Genomic DNA, 16,065 nt, shown 5'->3' with positions numbered 1-16,065 from the left:
GGCGATTCTATCAGTCCCATCGGTTGACGGGGTATAGGGCGACGCTTTGCCGCGCACGGATGACAGAGTCTTCATGTAAGGCACCATCGTGCACATTTGATAGTGTGCATCCATCCAGTATTTGGCCTTATACTCCTACGTTTACGCCCGCCGAGCGAGGCCACCTTGGACAAGATCCTGATTCGTGGGGCTCGAACCCACAACCTGAAGAATATCGACCTGACCCTGCCACGGGACAAACTGATCGTCATCACCGGCTTGTCCGGGTCCGGCAAGTCGTCCCTGGCCTTTGACACCTTGTATGCCGAGGGTCAGCGGCGTTATGTCGAGTCGCTGTCGGCCTATGCCCGGCAGTTCCTGTCGATGATGGAAAAGCCCGACGTCGACACGATTGAAGGCCTGTCACCGGCCATCTCCATCGAGCAGAAGTCGACCTCCCACAACCCGCGCTCGACGGTTGGCACCATTACCGAAATCTACGACTACCTGCGCCTGCTTTACGCTCGCGTGGGTATTCCGCGTTGCCCGGATCACGACATCCCCCTGGAAGCCCAGACCGTCAGCCAGATGGTCGACCTGGTGCTGGCCCAGCCTGAGGGCAGCAAGCTGATGCTGCTGGCCCCGGTGATCCGTGAGCGCAAGGGCGAACACCTGTCGGTCTTCGAAGAACTGCGGGCCCAGGGTTTCGTCCGTGCCCGGGTCAACGGCAAGCTGTGCGAGCTGGATGAGCTGCCGAAGCTGGATAAACAGAAAAAGCACTCGATCGATGTGGTGGTCGACCGCTTCAAGGTTCGCGAGGACCTGCAGCAGCGCCTGGCCGAGTCGTTCGAGACCGCCCTGAAGCTGGCCGACGGCATCGCGCTGGTCGCACCGATGGACGATGAGCCGGGTGAGGAGATGATTTTCTCCGCACGTTTTGCCTGCCCGATCTGCGGCCACGCCATCAGTGAACTGGAACCCAAGCTGTTCTCCTTCAACAACCCGGCGGGCGCTTGCCCGACCTGCGACGGCCTGGGAGTCAAACAGTTCTTCGACATCAAGCGCCTGGTCAACGGCGAACTGACCCTGGCCGAGGGCGCGATTCGCGGCTGGGACCGGCGCAACGTCTATTACTTCCAGATGCTCGGCTCGCTGGCCGCCCATTATGGGTTTAGCCTGGAAGTGCCGTTCAACCAGCTGCCAGCCGACCAGCAGAAAGTCATCCTGCACGGTAGCGGCAGCCAGAACGTCGATTTCAAATACCTCAACGACCGGGGCGACATCGTCAAGCGTTCGCACCCGTTCGAAGGCATCGTGCCGAACCTCGATCGCCGCTACCGCGAAACCGAGTCTGCTTCGGTGCGCGAAGAGCTGGCCAAGTTCCTCAGCACCCAGCCCTGCCCGGATTGCCGCGGCACCCGCCTGCGCCGTGAAGCCCGGCACGTGTGGGTCGGCGAGAAAACCCTGCCGGCGGTGACCAACCTGCCGATCGGCGATGCGTGCGACTACTTCGGCACCCTGAAACTGACGGGGCGGCGCGGCGAAATCGCCGACAAGATCCTCAAGGAAATCCGCGAACGCCTGCAGTTCCTGGTCAACGTCGGCCTCGACTACCTGTCCCTGGACCGCAGTGCCGACACCCTGTCCGGCGGTGAGGCGCAGCGCATTCGCCTGGCCAGCCAGATCGGCGCCGGCCTGGTGGGCGTACTGTACATCCTCGACGAGCCGTCCATTGGCCTGCACCAGCGGGACAACGACCGACTGCTGGGCACCCTCAAGCATTTGCGCGACATCGGCAACACGGTGATCGTGGTCGAGCACGACGAGGACGCCATTCGCCTCGCCGACTACGTTGTAGACATCGGCCCCGGCGCTGGCGTACATGGCGGGCATATCGTCGCCGAAGGCACACCGGCCGAAGTCATGGCCCACCCGGATTCGCTGACCGGCAAATACCTGTCGGGCCGGGTGAAGATCGCCGTTCCCGCCAAACGCACGCCGCGCAACAAGAAGCTTGCACTGCACCTCAAAGGTGCCCGCGGCAACAACTTGCGCAATGTCGACCTGGAAATCCCCCTGGGCCTGCTGACCTGTGTGACCGGCGTGTCCGGTTCAGGCAAGTCGACACTGATCAACAACACCCTGTTCCCCCTGAGCGCCACCGCGCTCAATGGTGCGACGACCCTGGAAGCCGCAGCCCACGACAGCATCAAGGGCCTTGAGCTGTTGGACAAGGTGGTCGACATCGACCAGAGCCCGATCGGTCGTACGCCGCGCTCCAACCCGGCGACCTACACCGGGCTGTTCACGCCGATTCGTGAGCTGTTCGCAGGCGTCCCGGAGTCGCGCTCACGGGGCTATGGCCCGGGTCGTTTCTCGTTCAACGTCAAGGGTGGACGCTGTGAAGCCTGCCAGGGCGACGGCCTGATCAAGGTCGAGATGCACTTCCTGCCGGACATCTATGTCCCGTGCGACGTGTGCAAGAGCAAGCGCTACAACCGCGAGACCCTGGAGATCAAGTACAAGGGCAAGAGCATCCACGAAACCTTGGAAATGACCATCGAGGAAGCCCGGGTGTTCTTCGACGCGGTACCGGCCCTGGCGCGCAAGCTGCAGACGCTGATGGATGTCGGCCTGTCGTACATCAAGCTCGGGCAATCGGCGACCACCCTGTCGGGCGGTGAAGCACAGCGGGTCAAGTTGTCCCGCGAGTTGTCCAAGCGTGATACCGGCAAGACCCTGTATATCCTCGATGAGCCGACCACCGGCCTGCACTTCGCGGACATCCAGCAATTGCTCGACGTGTTGCACCGCCTGCGCGACCACGGCAACACCGTAGTGGTAATCGAGCACAATCTGGACGTGATCAAGACCGCCGATTGGCTGGTGGACCTGGGGCCGGAAGGCGGCTCCAAGGGCGGTCAGATCATCGCCGTGGGTACGCCTGAGGAAGTCGCCGAGATGAAGCAGTCGCACACTGGCTTCTACCTCAAGCCACTGCTGGAACGCGACCGGGCCTGACACCGGCCCATGAAAAAGCCCCTGTCACGTTATCGGTGACAGGGGCTTTTTTGTGTCTTGCGTCTGTAGGAGCGAAGCGTGCTCGCGATGGCGATTTCGAGGACGCCATCGCCGGTAAGCCGTGCGCCTACAAAGCAGAATCAGAACTGCGATTGCAGGTAGTTTTCCAGACCGATCAACTTGATCAGGCCCAGCTGTTTCTCCAGCCAGTAGGTGTGATCTTCTTCGGTATCGGCCAACTGGATACGCAGCATGTCGCGACTGATGTAGTCCTTGTGTTGCTCACACAGCTCAATGCCTTTGCACAGCGCGGCACGCACCTTGTACTCCAGGCGCAGGTCGGCGGCGAGCATGTCCGGCACGGTAGTCCCGACGTCGAGGTCGTCCGGGCGCATGCGCGGCGTACCTTCCAGCATCAGGATCCGGCGCATCAGCGCATCGGCGTGCCCGGCTTCTTCTTCCATCTCGTGATTGATGCGCTCGTAGAGCTCGGTAAAGCCCCAGTCCTCATACATCCGCGAATGGATGAAATATTGATCACGCGCTGCCAGTTCGCCCGTGAGCAACGTGTTGAGGTAATCGATTACGTCCGGGTGACCTTGCATCGCCCTACATCTCCCTGCTTGAAAGTCTGTAGTTTGAACCAAGGCGCCCGTTTGGTCACTCGATTCGCGAGATAAAAGCGAAGATATTCTGAGAAAAGTGGTTTAAATAACGCAAAAACCGCCCAATTGAGGGCGGTTCTGCTTCTCGTTTAGACTTCGTTAAGCTGTACACCCAACGCCGTTGCAATTGCTTCTCCGTACGCCGGATCGGCCTTGAAGAAGTGCTGCAGTTGACGGTCGACCACATCACCGGAAACCCCGGCCATGGCGCCAGCAATGTTGCTGACCAACAGGACTTTCTGTTCAGCGCTCATCAAGCGAAACAGCGCACCAGCATGGCTGTAGTAGTCGGTATCTTCGCGATGATCGTAACGATCAGCCGCTCCACTCAACGCCAGTGGCGGCTCAGCGAAGTGCGGGGCCTGCTTTGGCGACTCCACGTAGCTGTTCGGCTCGTAGTTGGGCGCCGCGCCGCCATTGCTGCCAAATGCCATGGAACCATCGCGCTGATAGCTGTTAACCGGGCTGCGTGGTGCGTTCACCGGCAGTTGCTGGTGATTGGTGCCCACACGGTAGCGGTGCGCATCGGCGTAGGCGAACACCCGGCCCTGCAGCATGCGGTCCGGCGACAGGCCGACACCCGGAACCATGTTGCTCGGGCCAAACGCAGCCTGCTCGACTTCGGCGAAGTAGTTCAGCGGGTTACGGTTGAGTTCCAACTCGCCGACTTCAATCAACGGAAACTCTTTCTGCGACCAGGTCTTGGTCACGTCGAACGGGTTCTCGTAATGCGCCGCTGCCTGGGCTTCGCTCATGATCTGGATGCACACGCGCCATTTCGGGAAGTCACCGCGCTCGATGGCGCCGAACAGGTCGCGTTGGGCGTAGTCCGGGTCAGTCCCGGCCAGACGCGCAGCTTCGGCCGGCGCCAGGTTCTTGATGCCCTGCAGGGTCTTGTAGTGCCATTTCACCCAATGCCGCTCGCCGCTGGCGCTGATCAGGCTGTAGGTATGGCTACCAAAGCCGTGCATGTGACGGTAGCCATCAGGAATCCCACGGTCGGAGAACAGGATAGTGACCTGGTGCAGCGCCTCAGGGGAGTGCGACCAGAAATCCCACATCATCTGCGCGCTTTTCAGATTGCTTTGCGGCAGACGTTTTTGGGTGTGGATGAAATCCGGAAACTTCAGCGGATCACGAATGAAGAACACCGGCGTGTTATTGCCGACGATGTCCCAGTTGCCTTCTTCGGTGTAGAACTTCAAAGCGAATCCACGAGGATCGCGTTCGGTGTCCGCCGAGCCGCGCTCACCACCGACAGTGGAGAACCGCAGGAACGTAGGGGTTTGTTTGCCAACCTCGGAAAACAGCTTGGCGCTGGTGTACTGGGTGATATCGCGAGTGACGGTGAAGGTACCGTAAGCACCCGAGCCCTTGGCATGCACGCGGCGCTCAGGGATATTTTCGCGGTTGAAGTGGGCGAGCTTCTCGATCAGGTGAAAATCGTCGAGCAGCAGCGGGCCGCGTGGACCGGCGGAACGGGAATTCTGGTTATCTGCGACGGGAGCGCCACTGGCGGTAGTCAGCGTTTTATTCTGGCTCATGCACAATCTTCCTCTTCAGTCTTGGAAACTGCCGGCTAATCGGCTGAGAAGGAGTATTGACCAGGAACATGACACCATCAAATTCATTAATTGATCAGCATCAATAGAAATTAACTAATTGAAAGCAGCCCTGGATAGACGGAGATAACGCCGTCCGTCGCGACGGTACTTTTCCAGCGCGCACAAAAAACCGGGCACTAGGCCCGGTTCTTCGTTACAGCTTGTCGTCTTACTCGGCGCTTACAGCTTCGCCGGCAGTAGCACGATCAACCAACTCGACGTACGCCATAGGCGCGTTGTCGCCAGTGCGGAAGCCGCACTTGAGGATGCGCAGGTAGCCACCCTCACGGGTAGCGTAACGCTTGCCCAGGTCGTTGAAGAGCTTACCAACGATAGCTTTCGAACGAGTACGGTCGAAAACCAAACGGCGGTTAGCCAGGCTGTCTGTCTTGGCCAAAGTGATCAGCGGCTCAGCAACGCGACGCAGTTCTTTGGCTTTTGGCAGTGTAGTTTTGATCAGCTCGTGCTCGAACAGCGACACCGCCATGTTTTGAAACATGGCCTTGCGGTGCGAGCTGGTGCGGCTCAGGTGACGACCACTTTTACGATGACGCATGGTTCATTCCTTACCAAACACAACGTTCGGTGATTACGACGATCAGGCAGTCGCCTTGTCGTCCTTCTTAAGACTTGCAGGCGGCCAGTTGTCGAGGCGCATGCCGAGGGACAGACCGCGGGAGGCCAGAACGTCCTTGATTTCAGTCAAGGATTTCTTGCCCAGGTTCGGAGTCTTCAACAGCTCTACTTCGGTACGCTGAATCAGGTCACCGATGTAGTAGATGTTTTCCGCCTTAAGGCAGTTAGCCGAACGTACAGTCAGTTCCAGATCGTCAACCGGGCGAAGCAGGATCGGATCGATCTCGTCTTCTTGCTCGATTACCACTGGCTCGCTGTCGCCTTTGAGGTCCACGAACGCAGCCAACTGCTGTTGCAGGATGGTTGCAGCGCGACGGATAGCCTCTTCAGGGTCCAGAGTACCGTTGGTTTCCAGATCAATAACCAGCTTGTCCAGGTTAGTACGCTGCTCGACACGGGCGTTTTCCACCACGTATGCGATACGGCGAACCGGGCTGAACGAAGAGTCAAGCTGCAAGCGACCAATGCTGCGGCTTTCGTCTTCATCGCTCTGACGCGAGTCGGCCGGTTCATAACCACGACCACGAGCTACTACTAGCTTCATGTTCAGGGCGCCGTTAGACGCCAGGTTAGCGATTACGTGATCGGGATTAACGATCTCGACATCATGATCCAGCTGAATATCGGCAGCGGTAACCACCCCCGAACCCTTCTTCGACAAGGTCAGCGTAACTTCGTCACGGCCGTGCAGCTTGATAGCCAGACCTTTAAGGTTCAACAGGATTTCAATTACGTCTTCCTGTACACCTTCGATGGCGCTGTACTCGTGGAGCACACCGTCAATCTCGGCCTCGACTACTGCACAGCCGGGCATTGAGGACAACAGGATGCGGCGCAGCGCGTTGCCCAGGGTGTGGCCAAAACCACGCTCGAGAGGCTCGAGAGTGATCTTGGCGCGGGTTGGACTGACAACCTGCACATCAATATGGCGGGGTGTCAGGAACTCATTTACCGAAATCTGCATGGATGCACCTATTTTCTAGCCCTTACTTGGAGTAGAGCTCGACAATCAGGCTTTCGTTGATGTCGGCGGACAGATCACTGCGAGCTGGAACGTTCTTGAAAACGCCCGACTTCTTCTCAGTGTCTACTTCTACCCATTCTACGCGGCCACGTTGGGCACACAGATCGAGAGCTTGGACAATGCGAAGTTGGTTCTTTGCTTTCTCGCGAATCGCGACCACGTCACCAGCACGAACCTGGTACGACGGCACGTTTACGGTCTGACCGTTAACGCTTACGGATTTGTGCGATACCAGCTGACGGGATTCGGCACGAGTCGAACCAAAGCCCATACGGTATACAACGTTGTCCAGACGGCATTCGAGCAGTTGCAGCAGGTTTTCACCGGTTGCACCTTTCTTGCCAGCAGCTTCTTTGTAGTAGCCGCTGAACTGACGCTCGAGAACGCCGTAGATACGACGGACCTTCTGCTTTTCACGCAGTTGGGTGCCGTAGTCGGACTGGCGACCGCGGCGTTGGCCGTGGATACCAGGTGCTGCTTCAATGTTGCACTTCGATTCGATCGCGCGCACGCCGCTCTTCAGGAAGAGATCGGTGCCTTCGCGACGAGCGAGTTTGCATTTTGGACCAATGTAACGAGCCATTCTTTACAATCTCCTGGATTACACGCGGCGCTTCTTCGGCGGACGGCACCCGTTGTGCGGGATTGGCGTCACGTCGGTGATGCTGGCGATCTTATAGCCACAGCCGTTCAAAGCACGGACAGCGGACTCACGACCTGGACCTGGACCCTTGACGTTAACGTCGAGGTTTTTCAGGCCATATTCCAGCGCAGCTTGACCAGCACGTTCAGCAGCTACTTGAGCAGCGAACGGGGTGGACTTGCGGGAACCGCGGAAACCCGAACCACCGGAGGTAGCCCAAGAAAGCGCGTTACCTTGACGGTCGGTGATGGTCACGATTGTGTTGTTAAAAGATGCATGGATGTGGGCGATGCCATCAACCACTGTCTTTTTAACTTTTTTACGAGGACGAGCAGCAGGTTTTGCCATGATAATTTTCCTGTCGATTCGCTGGGGCGATTACTTGCGGATCGGCTTACGCGGACCTTTACGGGTACGCGCGTTGGTCTTGGTACGCTGACCGCGTACTGGCAGACCACGACGATGACGCAGACCGCGATAGCAACCGAGGTCCATCAAGCGCTTGATTTTCATGTTGATTTCGCGACGCAGATCACCTTCAGTGGTGAACTTCGCCACTTCGCCACGCAGCTGTTCAATTTGCTCGTCGCTCAGATCTTTGATCTTTGCTGCTGGGTTTACCCCAGTCACTGCACAGATCTTCTGCGCAGTAGTGCGACCAACACCATAGATGTAGGTCAGCGAGATAACAGTATGCTTGTTATCTGGAATGTTGACGCCTGCAATACGGGCCATTCAGTGGGACTCCAATTGACAGCTACCTACGCCCCGGAAGCCAAGAAATAGGGCGCGAGATAATATCGCTGTAATAACAAATAATCAACCCGGCAGCGCACTAGCTGCCGGGCTTGAAGCACAATCACACTCAGCCTTGGCGCTGTTTGTGACGCGGTTCCGCGCTGCAAATTACTCGAACAACACCTTCGCGGCGAATAATCTTGCAGTTACGGCACAGCTTTTTCACCGATGCACGAACTTTCATCACCAACTCCTCGAACCTTATGGGTCAGCGCAGCATGCCGCTGCCGTAACCCTTCAGGTTGGCTTTCTTCATCAGGGATTCGTACTGGTGCGAAACGAGGTGCGATTGTACTTGGGACATGAAGTCCATCACAACCACGACGACGATCAGCAACGAGGTCCCGCCAAGGTAGAACGGAACGTTTGCCGCAACCACCAGGAACTGGGGCAACAGACACACGGCCGTCATATAGAGAGCACCGAACAGGGTCAAACGAGTCAGAACGCCATCAATGTAGCGCGCAGACTGCTCACCTGGACGGATGCCCGGAATAAAGGCACCGGACTTCTTCAGGTTTTCCGCTACGTCTTTCGGATTGAACATCAACGCCGTATAGAAGAAGCAGAAGAAAATAATCCCTGCACTAAACAGCAGAATATTCAACGGCTGACCAGGAGCGATCGACTGCGAGATGTCCTGCAGCCAGCCCAGACCTTCAGACTGACCAAACCAGGTACCCAACGAAGCCGGGAACAGCAAGATGCTGCTCGCGAAAATAGCCGGAATAACACCGGCCATGTTCACCTTCAGCGGCAGGTGGCTGGTCTGCGCAGCAAAAACCTTACGGCCCTGCTGACGCTTGGCGTAGTGAACAGCAATACGACGCTGGCCACGCTCAATGAACACCACAAAACCGATAATCGCTACTGCCAGCAAACCGATGGCAACCAGGGCAAAAATGTTGATATCACCCTGACGCGCAGACTCGAAAGACTGCCCGATCGCTCTCGGAAGACCGGCGACGATACCTGCGAATATCAACATCGAGATACCGTTGCCAACACCACGCTCAGTAATCTGCTCACCCAGCCACATCATGAACATTGCGCCCGCCACAAAAGTGGTTACCGCAACGAAATGGAAGCCAAAGTCACCAGTGAACGCAACGCCCTGCCCCGCCAGACCAATGGACATGCCAATTGCCTGGACGAGAGCGAGGACGACAGTGCCGTAGCGGGTGTACTGAGCGATCTTGCGACGCCCAGCTTCACCTTCCTTCTTCAACTGCTCCAACTGCGGGCTGACGGCTGTCATCAGTTGCATGATGATCGATGCCGAGATGTACGGCATGATCCCCAGTGCAAAGATGCTCATCCGCTCCAGCGCGCCGCCGGAAAACATGTTGAACAAGCTAAGAATGGTCCCCTCATTCTGTCGAAACAGGTCCGCGAGTCGGTCCGGGTTGATACCTGGAACCGGGATGTGTGCGCCTATTCGGTAGACGATAATCGCCAGGAACAGAAAACGCAGACGAGCCCAGAGTTCAGACATACCGCCTTTGCCGAGCGCAGAGAGAGCACCTTGCTTAGCCATTTATTCCTCGAACTTGCCGCCAGCTGCTTCGATAGCCGCACGCGCACCTTTGGTGGCGCCGATTCCCTTGCCGATAGTGACAGCGCGAGTCACTTCACCGGACAGCATGATTTTCACACGCTGTACGTTGACGTTGATCACGTTGGCATCTTTCAGGGACTGCACAGTGACGATGTCGCCTTCCACTTTAGCCAGCTCGGACAGACGCACTTCTGCGCGGTCCATGGCTTTCAGGGAAACGAAACCGAACTTAGGCAGGCGACGATGCAGCGGCTGTTGACCGCCTTCAAAGCCTGGAGCAATGGTGCCACCGGAGCGGGAGGTTTGACCTTTGTGGCCACGGCCACCAGTCTTACCCAAACCGCTACCGATACCACGGCCCGGACGATGCTTTTCGCGACGGGAACCCGGCGCTGGACTCAGATCATTGAGTTTCATCGATTAACCCTCGACACGCAGCATGTAGTAAGCCTTGTTGATCATCCCGCGATTCTCGGGAGTATCCAGTACTTCTACAGTGTGACCGATGCGACGCAGACCCAGACCCTTAACGCACAGTTTGTGGTTAGGGATGCGGCCGGTCATGCTTTTGATCAGCGTTACTTTAACGGTAGCCATGATCAGAAGATCTCCTTGACGCTTTTGCCACGCTTGGCGGCAATGGATTCAGGAGATTGCATAGCTTTCAAACCTTTGAAAGTGGCGTGAACCACGTTTACCGGGTTAGTCGAGCCGTAGCACTTGGCCAGAACGTTCTGAACGCCAGCAACCTCGAGGACAGCACGCATAGCGCCGCCAGCGATGATACCGGTACCTTCAGAAGCAGGCTGCATGTACACCTTGGAAGCGCCATGGGCGGATTTCATTGCGTACTGCAGAGTGGTGCCGTTCAGGTCCACTTGGATCATGTTGCGACGAGCAGCTTCCATTGCCTTCTGGATTGCAGCAGGCACTTCACGCGACTTGCCACGGCCGAAGCCAACACGGCCCTTACCATCACCAACCACGGTCAACGCGGTGAAGGTGAAGATACGGCCGCCTTTAACGGTTTTGGCTACGCGGTTAACTTGAACCAGCTTCTCGATGTAGCCTTCGTCGCGCTTTTGGTCGTTATTTGACATAACTTAGAACTCCAGCCCAGCTTCACGAGCAGCATCAGCCAGCGCTTTAACGCGGCCGTGGTACTTGAAGCCAGAGCGGTCGAAAGCCACTTGCGAGACACCAGCGGCCTTAGCACGCGTAGCGACCAGCTGGCCAACCTTTGTGGCCGCGTCAATGTTGCCAGTGGCACCATCACGCAGTTCTTTGTCCAAAGTCGAGGCAGATGCCAGAACTTTGTTGCCGTCGGCCGAAATGACCTGGGCGTAGATGTGCTGCGAAGAGCGGAACACGCAGAGACGCACGACTTCTAGTTCGTGCATTTTCAGGCGTGCTTTGCGAGCGCGACGCAGTCGAGTAACTTTTTTGTCGGTCATTTGCTATGCCCTACTTCTTCTTGGCTTCTTTACGACGGACGACTTCGTCCGCGTAGCGCACACCTTTGCCTTTGTACGGCTCTGGTGGACGGAAGTCGCGGATCTCGGCGGCCACTTGACCTACCAGCTGCTTGTCGATGCCCTTGATCAGGATATCGGTCTGGCTAGGAGTCTCAGCGGTGATGCCTTCCGGCAGTTCGTAATCCACTGGGTGCGAGAAGCCGAGAGCCAGGTTCAGCACTGTGCCTTTTGCTTGCGCTTTGTAACCAACACCGACCAGCTGGAGCTTGCGCTCGAAGCCTTGGCTTACGCCTTGGACCATGTTGTTTACCAACGCACGAGTGGTACCAGCCATTGCGCGAGTCTGTTGATCGCCATTGCGAGCAGCAAAACGCAGCTCACCGGCTTCTTCAACGATCTCAACGGACGAATGGATGTTCAGTTCAAGAGTACCCTTGGCACCCTTCACCGAAAGCTGTTGGCCTGCGAATTTTACTTCGACACCGGCTGGCAGCTTAACGGGGTTCTTAGCGACGCGAGACATGCTTATCCCCCCTTAGAACACAGTGCAAAGAACTTCGCCGCCGACACCGGCAGCGCGCGCAGCACGATCCGTCATCACACCCTTGTTGGTGGAGACGATAGACACACCGAGACCGCCACGAACTTTTGGCAGATCATCGACGGACTTGTACTGACGCAGGCCTGGACGGCTAACGCGCTTCACTTCTTCGATGACCGGACGGCCTTCGAAATATTTCAGCTCGATAGACAGCAGTGGTTTGATTTCGCTGCTGATCTGATAACCCGCGATGTAACCTTCGTCCTTCAGGACTTTAGCTACAGCCACCTTCAACGTGGAAGACGGCATGCTTACGACGGACTTTTCAGCCATCTGGGCATTACGGATTCGAGTTAGCATGTCCGCTAACGGGTCCTGCATACTCATGGGCTAGACGCTCCTAATACAGAAAAATTAGCCTTGCGGCTACTACGTGTCGCCGAGAATCTCCGAGCATAAAAAACACGGGCTCAGGCGAGCCGGATATTCTAGACACACTCCGGAAATGAAACAAGCCCCAAAAGGGGCTTGATTCAGATTCAAGGCCACCGATGGTCGGGATCATGCGATCCCGACCATCGAGACTTTGACAGCACTTACCAGCTGGCTTTAACCAGACCTGGTACGTCACCACGCATTGCAGCTTCACGCAGCTTGTTACGGCCAAGGCCGAACTTGCGGTAAACGCCGTGCGGACGACCAGTCAGGCGGCAGCGGTTACGCATGCGCGCAGCGCTTGCGTCACGTGGCTGCTTCTGCAGAGCTACTGTAGCTTCCCAACGCGCTTCTGGACTTGCGTTCAGATCAACGATGATAGCTTTCAGCGCTGCACGCTTGGTGGCGTACTTGGCAACGGTGAGCTGACGCTTCAGCTCACGGTTTTTCATGCTCTTCTTGGCCATTTTCCTACTCCAATCAGTTGCGGAACGGGAATTTGAAAGCACGCAGCAGAGCGCGGCCTTCATCATCGTTCTTGGCAGTGGTGGTCAGGGTAATGTCCAGACCGCGGAGAGCGTCGATCTTGTCGTAATCGATTTCCGGGAAAATGATCTGCTCTTTCACGCCCATGCTGTAGTTACCACGACCATCGAAGGACTTGGCATTCAGGCCGCGGAAGTCGCGAACCCGAGGCAGGGAGATCGACAGCAGACGATCCAGGAACTCGTACATACGCTCACGGCGCAGAGTCACTTTGACGCCGATCGGCCAACCTTCACGGACTTTAAAGCCAGCGATGGATTTCCGAGCGTAAGTCACAACGACTTTTTGACCGGTGATCTTTTCCAGGTCAGCAACAGCGTGCTCGATGACTTTTTTGTCGCCGATCGCTTCGCCCAGACCCATGTTCAGGGTGATTTTGGTAACGCGCGGAACTTCCATCACGTTCGAAAGCTTAAGTTCTTCCTTAAGTTTCGGAGCAATTTCCTTCCGGTAAATCTCTTTTAGTCGTGCCATGGTCTCATCTACCTAGCAGTGTTCAAGCATCAACCGCTTTTTGGGTCGACTTGAAGACACGAATTTTCTTGCCGTCTTCTACTTTGAAACCAACGCGGTCAGCCTTGTTGGTTTCGCCGTTGAAAATGGCGACGTTAGAAGCGTCCAGTGGAGCTTCTTTTTCGACGATACCGCCCTGCACGCCCGACATCGGGTTTGGCTTGGTATGACGCTTGACCAGGTTCAGACCACCAATAACCAGACGGTTGTTAGCGAGAACCTTAAGCACCTTACCGCGCTTACCTTTGTCTTTGCCGGCGATCACGATGATCTCGTCGTCACGACGAATCTTTTGCATGTCGGATCTCCTTACAGCACTTCTGGGGCGAGCGAGACGATCTTCATGAACTTCTCAGTACGAAGTTCACGGGTCACTGGCCCAAAGATACGGGTGCCGATCGGCTCTTGCTTGTTGTTCAACAGAACAGCAGCGTTGCCATCAAAGCGGATAATGGAGCCATCAGCACGGCGAACACCGTGGCGAGTGCGGACTACAACAGCAGTCATCACTTGGCCTTTTTTCACTTTACCGCGAGGAATTGCTTCCTTCACGGTAACTTTGATGATGTCACCGATACCAGCGTAACGACGATGGGAGCCACCCAGCACCTTGATGCACATAACGCGGCGTGCGCCGCTGTTATCGGCCACATCGAGCATGGATTGAGTCTGAATCATATAATTTCTCCGACCCCTAGTCCTTAGACTTCCACAGCGCGTTCGAGAACATCAACCAGTGCCCAAGACTTGGTCTTGGCCAGCGGACGAGTTTCACGAATAGTGACTTTGTCGCCGATGTGGCACTGATTGGTTTCGTCGTGCGCGTGCAGCTTAGTCGAACGCTTAACGTATTTACCGTAGATCGGGTGCTTAACGCGGCGCTCGATCAGAACGGTGATGGTCTTGTCCATCTTGTCGCTGACAACACGGCCAGTCAGCGTACGGACAGTTTTTTCGGCTTCAGCCATGATTACTTACCTGCCTGCTGGTTGAGCACAGTCTTCACGCGAGCGATGTCACGTTTAACTTGCGAGAGCAGATGAGACTGCCCCAACTGGCCAGTTGCTTTCTGCATACGCAGATTGAACTGGTCGCGCAGCAGGCCGAGCAGTTGCTCGTTCAGCTGCTGTGCTGATTTTTCACGAAGTTCATTCGCTTTCATCACATCACCGTCCGCTTAACAAAGGAGGTGGCGAGTGGCAGCTTTGCAGCAGCCAGGGCGAACGCCTCACGCGCCAACTCTTCAGAAACACCCTCGATTTCATACAGGACTTTGCCTGGCTGAATCTGGGCAACCCAGTATTCCACGTTACCCTTACCTTTACCCATCCGAACTTCGAGTGGCTTTTTGGTTACAGGCTTGTCCGGGAACACACGGATCCAGATCTTGCCGCCACGTTTTACGTGACGGGTCAGAGCACGACGCGCTGACTCGATCTGACGAGCGGTGAGACGACCACGAGCTACAGACTTCAGCGCATACTCGCCGAAGCTGACTTTGCTACCGCGCAATGCCAGACCACGGTTGTGGCCAGTCATTTGCTTGCGGAACTTCGTACGCTTTGGTTGCAACATTTGGCGTACCCCTTACTTAGCAGCTTTTTTACGAGGCGCTGGTGCTTGTGGTTTCAGCTCTTCTTGGCGACCACCAATTACTTCGCCTTTGAAGATCCAAACCTTTACACCGATCACACCGTAGGTGGTGTGAGCTTCGTAGTTGGCATAGTCGATGTCGGCACGCAGGGTGTGCAGTGGCACACGACCTTCGCGATACCATTCAGTACGTGCGATTTCAGCACCGCCGAGACGACCGCTCACTTGGATTTTGATGCCTTTGGCACCAATGCGCATGGCGTTCTGAACAGCGCGCTTCATAGCGCGACGGAACATTACGCGACGCTCCAGCTGCTGAGCTACGCTCTGCGCAACCAGCATACCGTCGAGTTCCGGCTTGCGGATCTCTTCGATATTGATGTGCACAGGCACACCCATTTGCTTGGTCAGGTCCTGGCGCAGTTTCTCAACATCTTCACCTTTCTTCCCGATAACGATACCTGGGCGAGCGGTGTGGATGGTGATACGTGCAGTTTGGGCCGGACGATGGATATCGATACGGCTTACGGACGCGCTTTTTAGTTTGTCTTGGAGATACTCACGCACCTTCAGATCAGCGAACAAGTAGTCCGCATAAGTCCGACCGTCTGCGTACCAGACGGAGGTGTGCTCCTTGACGATTCCCAGGCGAATGCCAATGGGATGTACTTTCTGACCCATCTCTTCGACTCCGTTACTTGTCAGCAACCTTGACAGTGATATGGCAAGACCGCTTGACGATGCGATCAGCACGGCCTTTGGCACGTGGCATGATGCGCTTCAGCGAACGCCCTTCGTTGACGAAAACGGTGCTGACCTTCAGGTCATCAACGTCTGCGCCTTCGTTATGCTCGGCGTTGGCTACGGCCGACTCCAGCACTTTCTTCATGATCTCGGCGGCTTTCTTACTGCTGAAAGCCAACAGGTTGAGCGCTTCGCCCACCTTCTTCCCGCGGATCTGGTCGGCGACCAAGCGGGCTTTCTGGGCGGAGATTCGAGCGCCCGACAACTTAGCGGCTACTTCCATTTCCTAA

Annotated in this window: 25 protein-coding genes; 1 reads left to right on the top strand and 24 read right to left on the bottom strand. The window is 56.4% G+C overall.

The genetic code is table 11. The annotated features are described in order from the left end of the window. Positions 1 to 165 precede the first annotated feature (165 nt). Positions 166 to 3,000: an excinuclease ABC subunit UvrA gene (gene uvrA, locus CKW24_RS06370; RefSeq protein WP_095166173.1), complete on the top strand. Its 2,835-nt coding sequence runs from the start codon at positions 166 to 168 to the stop codon at positions 2,998 to 3,000. A 140-nt stretch (positions 3,001 to 3,140) separates the two neighbouring features. On the opposite strand, the gene bfr is transcribed toward uvrA, so the two are convergent. The 24 genes from bfr to rplV all read right to left on the bottom strand — a co-directional run bounded on the left by bfr (position 3,141) and on the right by rplV (position 16,058). Further along, positions 3,141 to 3,605, bottom strand: coding sequence for a bacterioferritin (gene bfr, locus CKW24_RS06365; RefSeq protein WP_095166171.1), 465 nt, complete (start codon positions 3,603 to 3,605; stop codon positions 3,141 to 3,143). Positions 3,606 to 3,754: 149 nt separating this feature from the next. Next, entirely contained in the window at positions 3,755 to 5,209 is a 1,455-nt protein-coding gene (locus CKW24_RS06360; protein ID WP_095166170.1) for a catalase, read from the bottom strand. Positions 5,210 to 5,438: 229 nt separating this feature from the next. After that, complete coding sequence (rplQ, locus tag CKW24_RS06355; RefSeq protein WP_017135967.1) at positions 5,439 to 5,825, bottom strand: 50S ribosomal protein L17; 387 nt, start codon at positions 5,823 to 5,825, stop codon at positions 5,439 to 5,441. A gap of 42 nt (positions 5,826 to 5,867) precedes the next feature. After that, positions 5,868 to 6,869: a DNA-directed RNA polymerase subunit alpha gene (rpoA, locus tag CKW24_RS06350; protein ID WP_007924176.1), complete on the bottom strand. Its 1,002-nt coding sequence runs from the start codon at positions 6,867 to 6,869 to the stop codon at positions 5,868 to 5,870. A gap of 22 nt (positions 6,870 to 6,891) precedes the next feature. Continuing rightward, entirely contained in the window at positions 6,892 to 7,512 is a 621-nt protein-coding gene (gene rpsD / locus CKW24_RS06345) for a 30S ribosomal protein S4 (protein ID WP_003210056.1), read from the bottom strand. Positions 7,513 to 7,530: 18 nt separating this feature from the next. Then, on the bottom strand, positions 7,531 to 7,920 hold the full coding sequence (gene rpsK / locus CKW24_RS06340) for a 30S ribosomal protein S11 (protein ID WP_002555466.1): 390 nt from the start codon (positions 7,918 to 7,920) through the stop codon (positions 7,531 to 7,533). Between the two features lie 30 nt (positions 7,921 to 7,950). Continuing rightward, on the bottom strand, positions 7,951 to 8,307 hold the full coding sequence (gene rpsM, locus CKW24_RS06335) for a 30S ribosomal protein S13 (RefSeq protein ID WP_003186020.1): 357 nt from the start codon (positions 8,305 to 8,307) through the stop codon (positions 7,951 to 7,953). A 130-nt stretch (positions 8,308 to 8,437) separates the two neighbouring features. Beyond that, entirely contained in the window at positions 8,438 to 8,554 is a 117-nt protein-coding gene (gene rpmJ / locus CKW24_RS06330; protein WP_002555468.1) for a 50S ribosomal protein L36, read from the bottom strand. A gap of 24 nt (positions 8,555 to 8,578) precedes the next feature. Further along, on the bottom strand, positions 8,579 to 9,907 hold the full coding sequence (secY, locus tag CKW24_RS06325; protein WP_095166168.1) for a preprotein translocase subunit SecY: 1,329 nt from the start codon (positions 9,905 to 9,907) through the stop codon (positions 8,579 to 8,581). Beyond that, positions 9,908 to 10,345, bottom strand: a complete 438-nt coding sequence (rplO, locus tag CKW24_RS06320; protein WP_003228720.1) for a 50S ribosomal protein L15 — start codon at positions 10,343 to 10,345, stop codon at positions 9,908 to 9,910. 3 nt (positions 10,346 to 10,348) lie between these two features. After that, positions 10,349 to 10,525, bottom strand: coding sequence for a 50S ribosomal protein L30 (gene rpmD / locus CKW24_RS06315; RefSeq protein WP_003186033.1), 177 nt, complete (start codon positions 10,523 to 10,525; stop codon positions 10,349 to 10,351). A 2-nt stretch (positions 10,526 to 10,527) separates the two neighbouring features. After that, entirely contained in the window at positions 10,528 to 11,028 is a 501-nt protein-coding gene (rpsE, locus tag CKW24_RS06310) for a 30S ribosomal protein S5 (RefSeq protein ID WP_003186035.1), read from the bottom strand. 3 nt (positions 11,029 to 11,031) lie between these two features. After that, complete coding sequence (gene rplR, locus CKW24_RS06305; RefSeq protein WP_003186037.1) at positions 11,032 to 11,382, bottom strand: 50S ribosomal protein L18; 351 nt, start codon at positions 11,380 to 11,382, stop codon at positions 11,032 to 11,034. A gap of 10 nt (positions 11,383 to 11,392) precedes the next feature. Then, on the bottom strand, positions 11,393 to 11,926 hold the full coding sequence (gene rplF, locus CKW24_RS06300; RefSeq protein ID WP_003176412.1) for a 50S ribosomal protein L6: 534 nt from the start codon (positions 11,924 to 11,926) through the stop codon (positions 11,393 to 11,395). 12 nt (positions 11,927 to 11,938) lie between these two features. Next, complete coding sequence (gene rpsH, locus CKW24_RS06295) at positions 11,939 to 12,331, bottom strand: 30S ribosomal protein S8 (RefSeq protein WP_003186040.1); 393 nt, start codon at positions 12,329 to 12,331, stop codon at positions 11,939 to 11,941. A gap of 209 nt (positions 12,332 to 12,540) precedes the next feature. Continuing rightward, a complete protein-coding gene (gene rpsN, locus CKW24_RS06290; protein WP_007918460.1) occupies positions 12,541 to 12,846 on the bottom strand; it encodes a 30S ribosomal protein S14 in 306 nt (101 codons plus the stop codon). 13 nt (positions 12,847 to 12,859) lie between these two features. Further along, positions 12,860 to 13,399 (bottom strand): 50S ribosomal protein L5, encoded by a 540-nt coding sequence (rplE, locus tag CKW24_RS06285; protein WP_003210069.1) that lies wholly within the window; start codon positions 13,397 to 13,399, stop codon positions 12,860 to 12,862. 22 nt (positions 13,400 to 13,421) lie between these two features. Continuing rightward, positions 13,422 to 13,736, bottom strand: coding sequence for a 50S ribosomal protein L24 (gene rplX / locus CKW24_RS06280; RefSeq protein WP_003176416.1), 315 nt, complete (start codon positions 13,734 to 13,736; stop codon positions 13,422 to 13,424). Positions 13,737 to 13,747: 11 nt separating this feature from the next. Then, on the bottom strand, positions 13,748 to 14,116 hold the full coding sequence (rplN, locus tag CKW24_RS06275) for a 50S ribosomal protein L14 (RefSeq protein WP_002555479.1): 369 nt from the start codon (positions 14,114 to 14,116) through the stop codon (positions 13,748 to 13,750). Positions 14,117 to 14,139: 23 nt separating this feature from the next. Continuing rightward, complete coding sequence (gene rpsQ / locus CKW24_RS06270) at positions 14,140 to 14,406, bottom strand: 30S ribosomal protein S17 (protein ID WP_003176419.1); 267 nt, start codon at positions 14,404 to 14,406, stop codon at positions 14,140 to 14,142. A gap of 2 nt (positions 14,407 to 14,408) precedes the next feature. After that, positions 14,409 to 14,600 carry a 50S ribosomal protein L29 gene (rpmC, locus tag CKW24_RS06265; protein WP_002555481.1) on the bottom strand — a complete coding sequence of 64 codons (192 nt, stop codon included), beginning with the start codon at positions 14,598 to 14,600 and terminating at the stop codon, positions 14,409 to 14,411. Beyond that, a complete protein-coding gene (gene rplP, locus CKW24_RS06260) occupies positions 14,600 to 15,013 on the bottom strand; it encodes a 50S ribosomal protein L16 (protein WP_027898303.1) in 414 nt (137 codons plus the stop codon). The genes rpmC and rplP overlap by 1 nt, the downstream gene beginning before the upstream one ends. A 12-nt stretch (positions 15,014 to 15,025) precedes the next feature. Next, a complete protein-coding gene (gene rpsC, locus CKW24_RS06255; protein ID WP_003176422.1) occupies positions 15,026 to 15,712 on the bottom strand; it encodes a 30S ribosomal protein S3 in 687 nt (228 codons plus the stop codon). 13 nt (positions 15,713 to 15,725) lie between these two features. Continuing rightward, a complete protein-coding gene (rplV, locus tag CKW24_RS06250; RefSeq protein WP_003103908.1) occupies positions 15,726 to 16,058 on the bottom strand; it encodes a 50S ribosomal protein L22 in 333 nt (110 codons plus the stop codon). Between the last annotated feature and the right edge of the window lie 7 nt (positions 16,059 to 16,065).

The organism is Pseudomonas sp. Irchel 3H3 (genome assembly GCF_900187635.1).
GTDB lineage: Bacteria > Pseudomonadota > Gammaproteobacteria > Pseudomonadales > Pseudomonadaceae > Aquipseudomonas.
The sequence above is the reverse complement of the archived record's forward strand: the minus strand, read 5'-3'. Positions and strand labels throughout refer to the sequence as shown.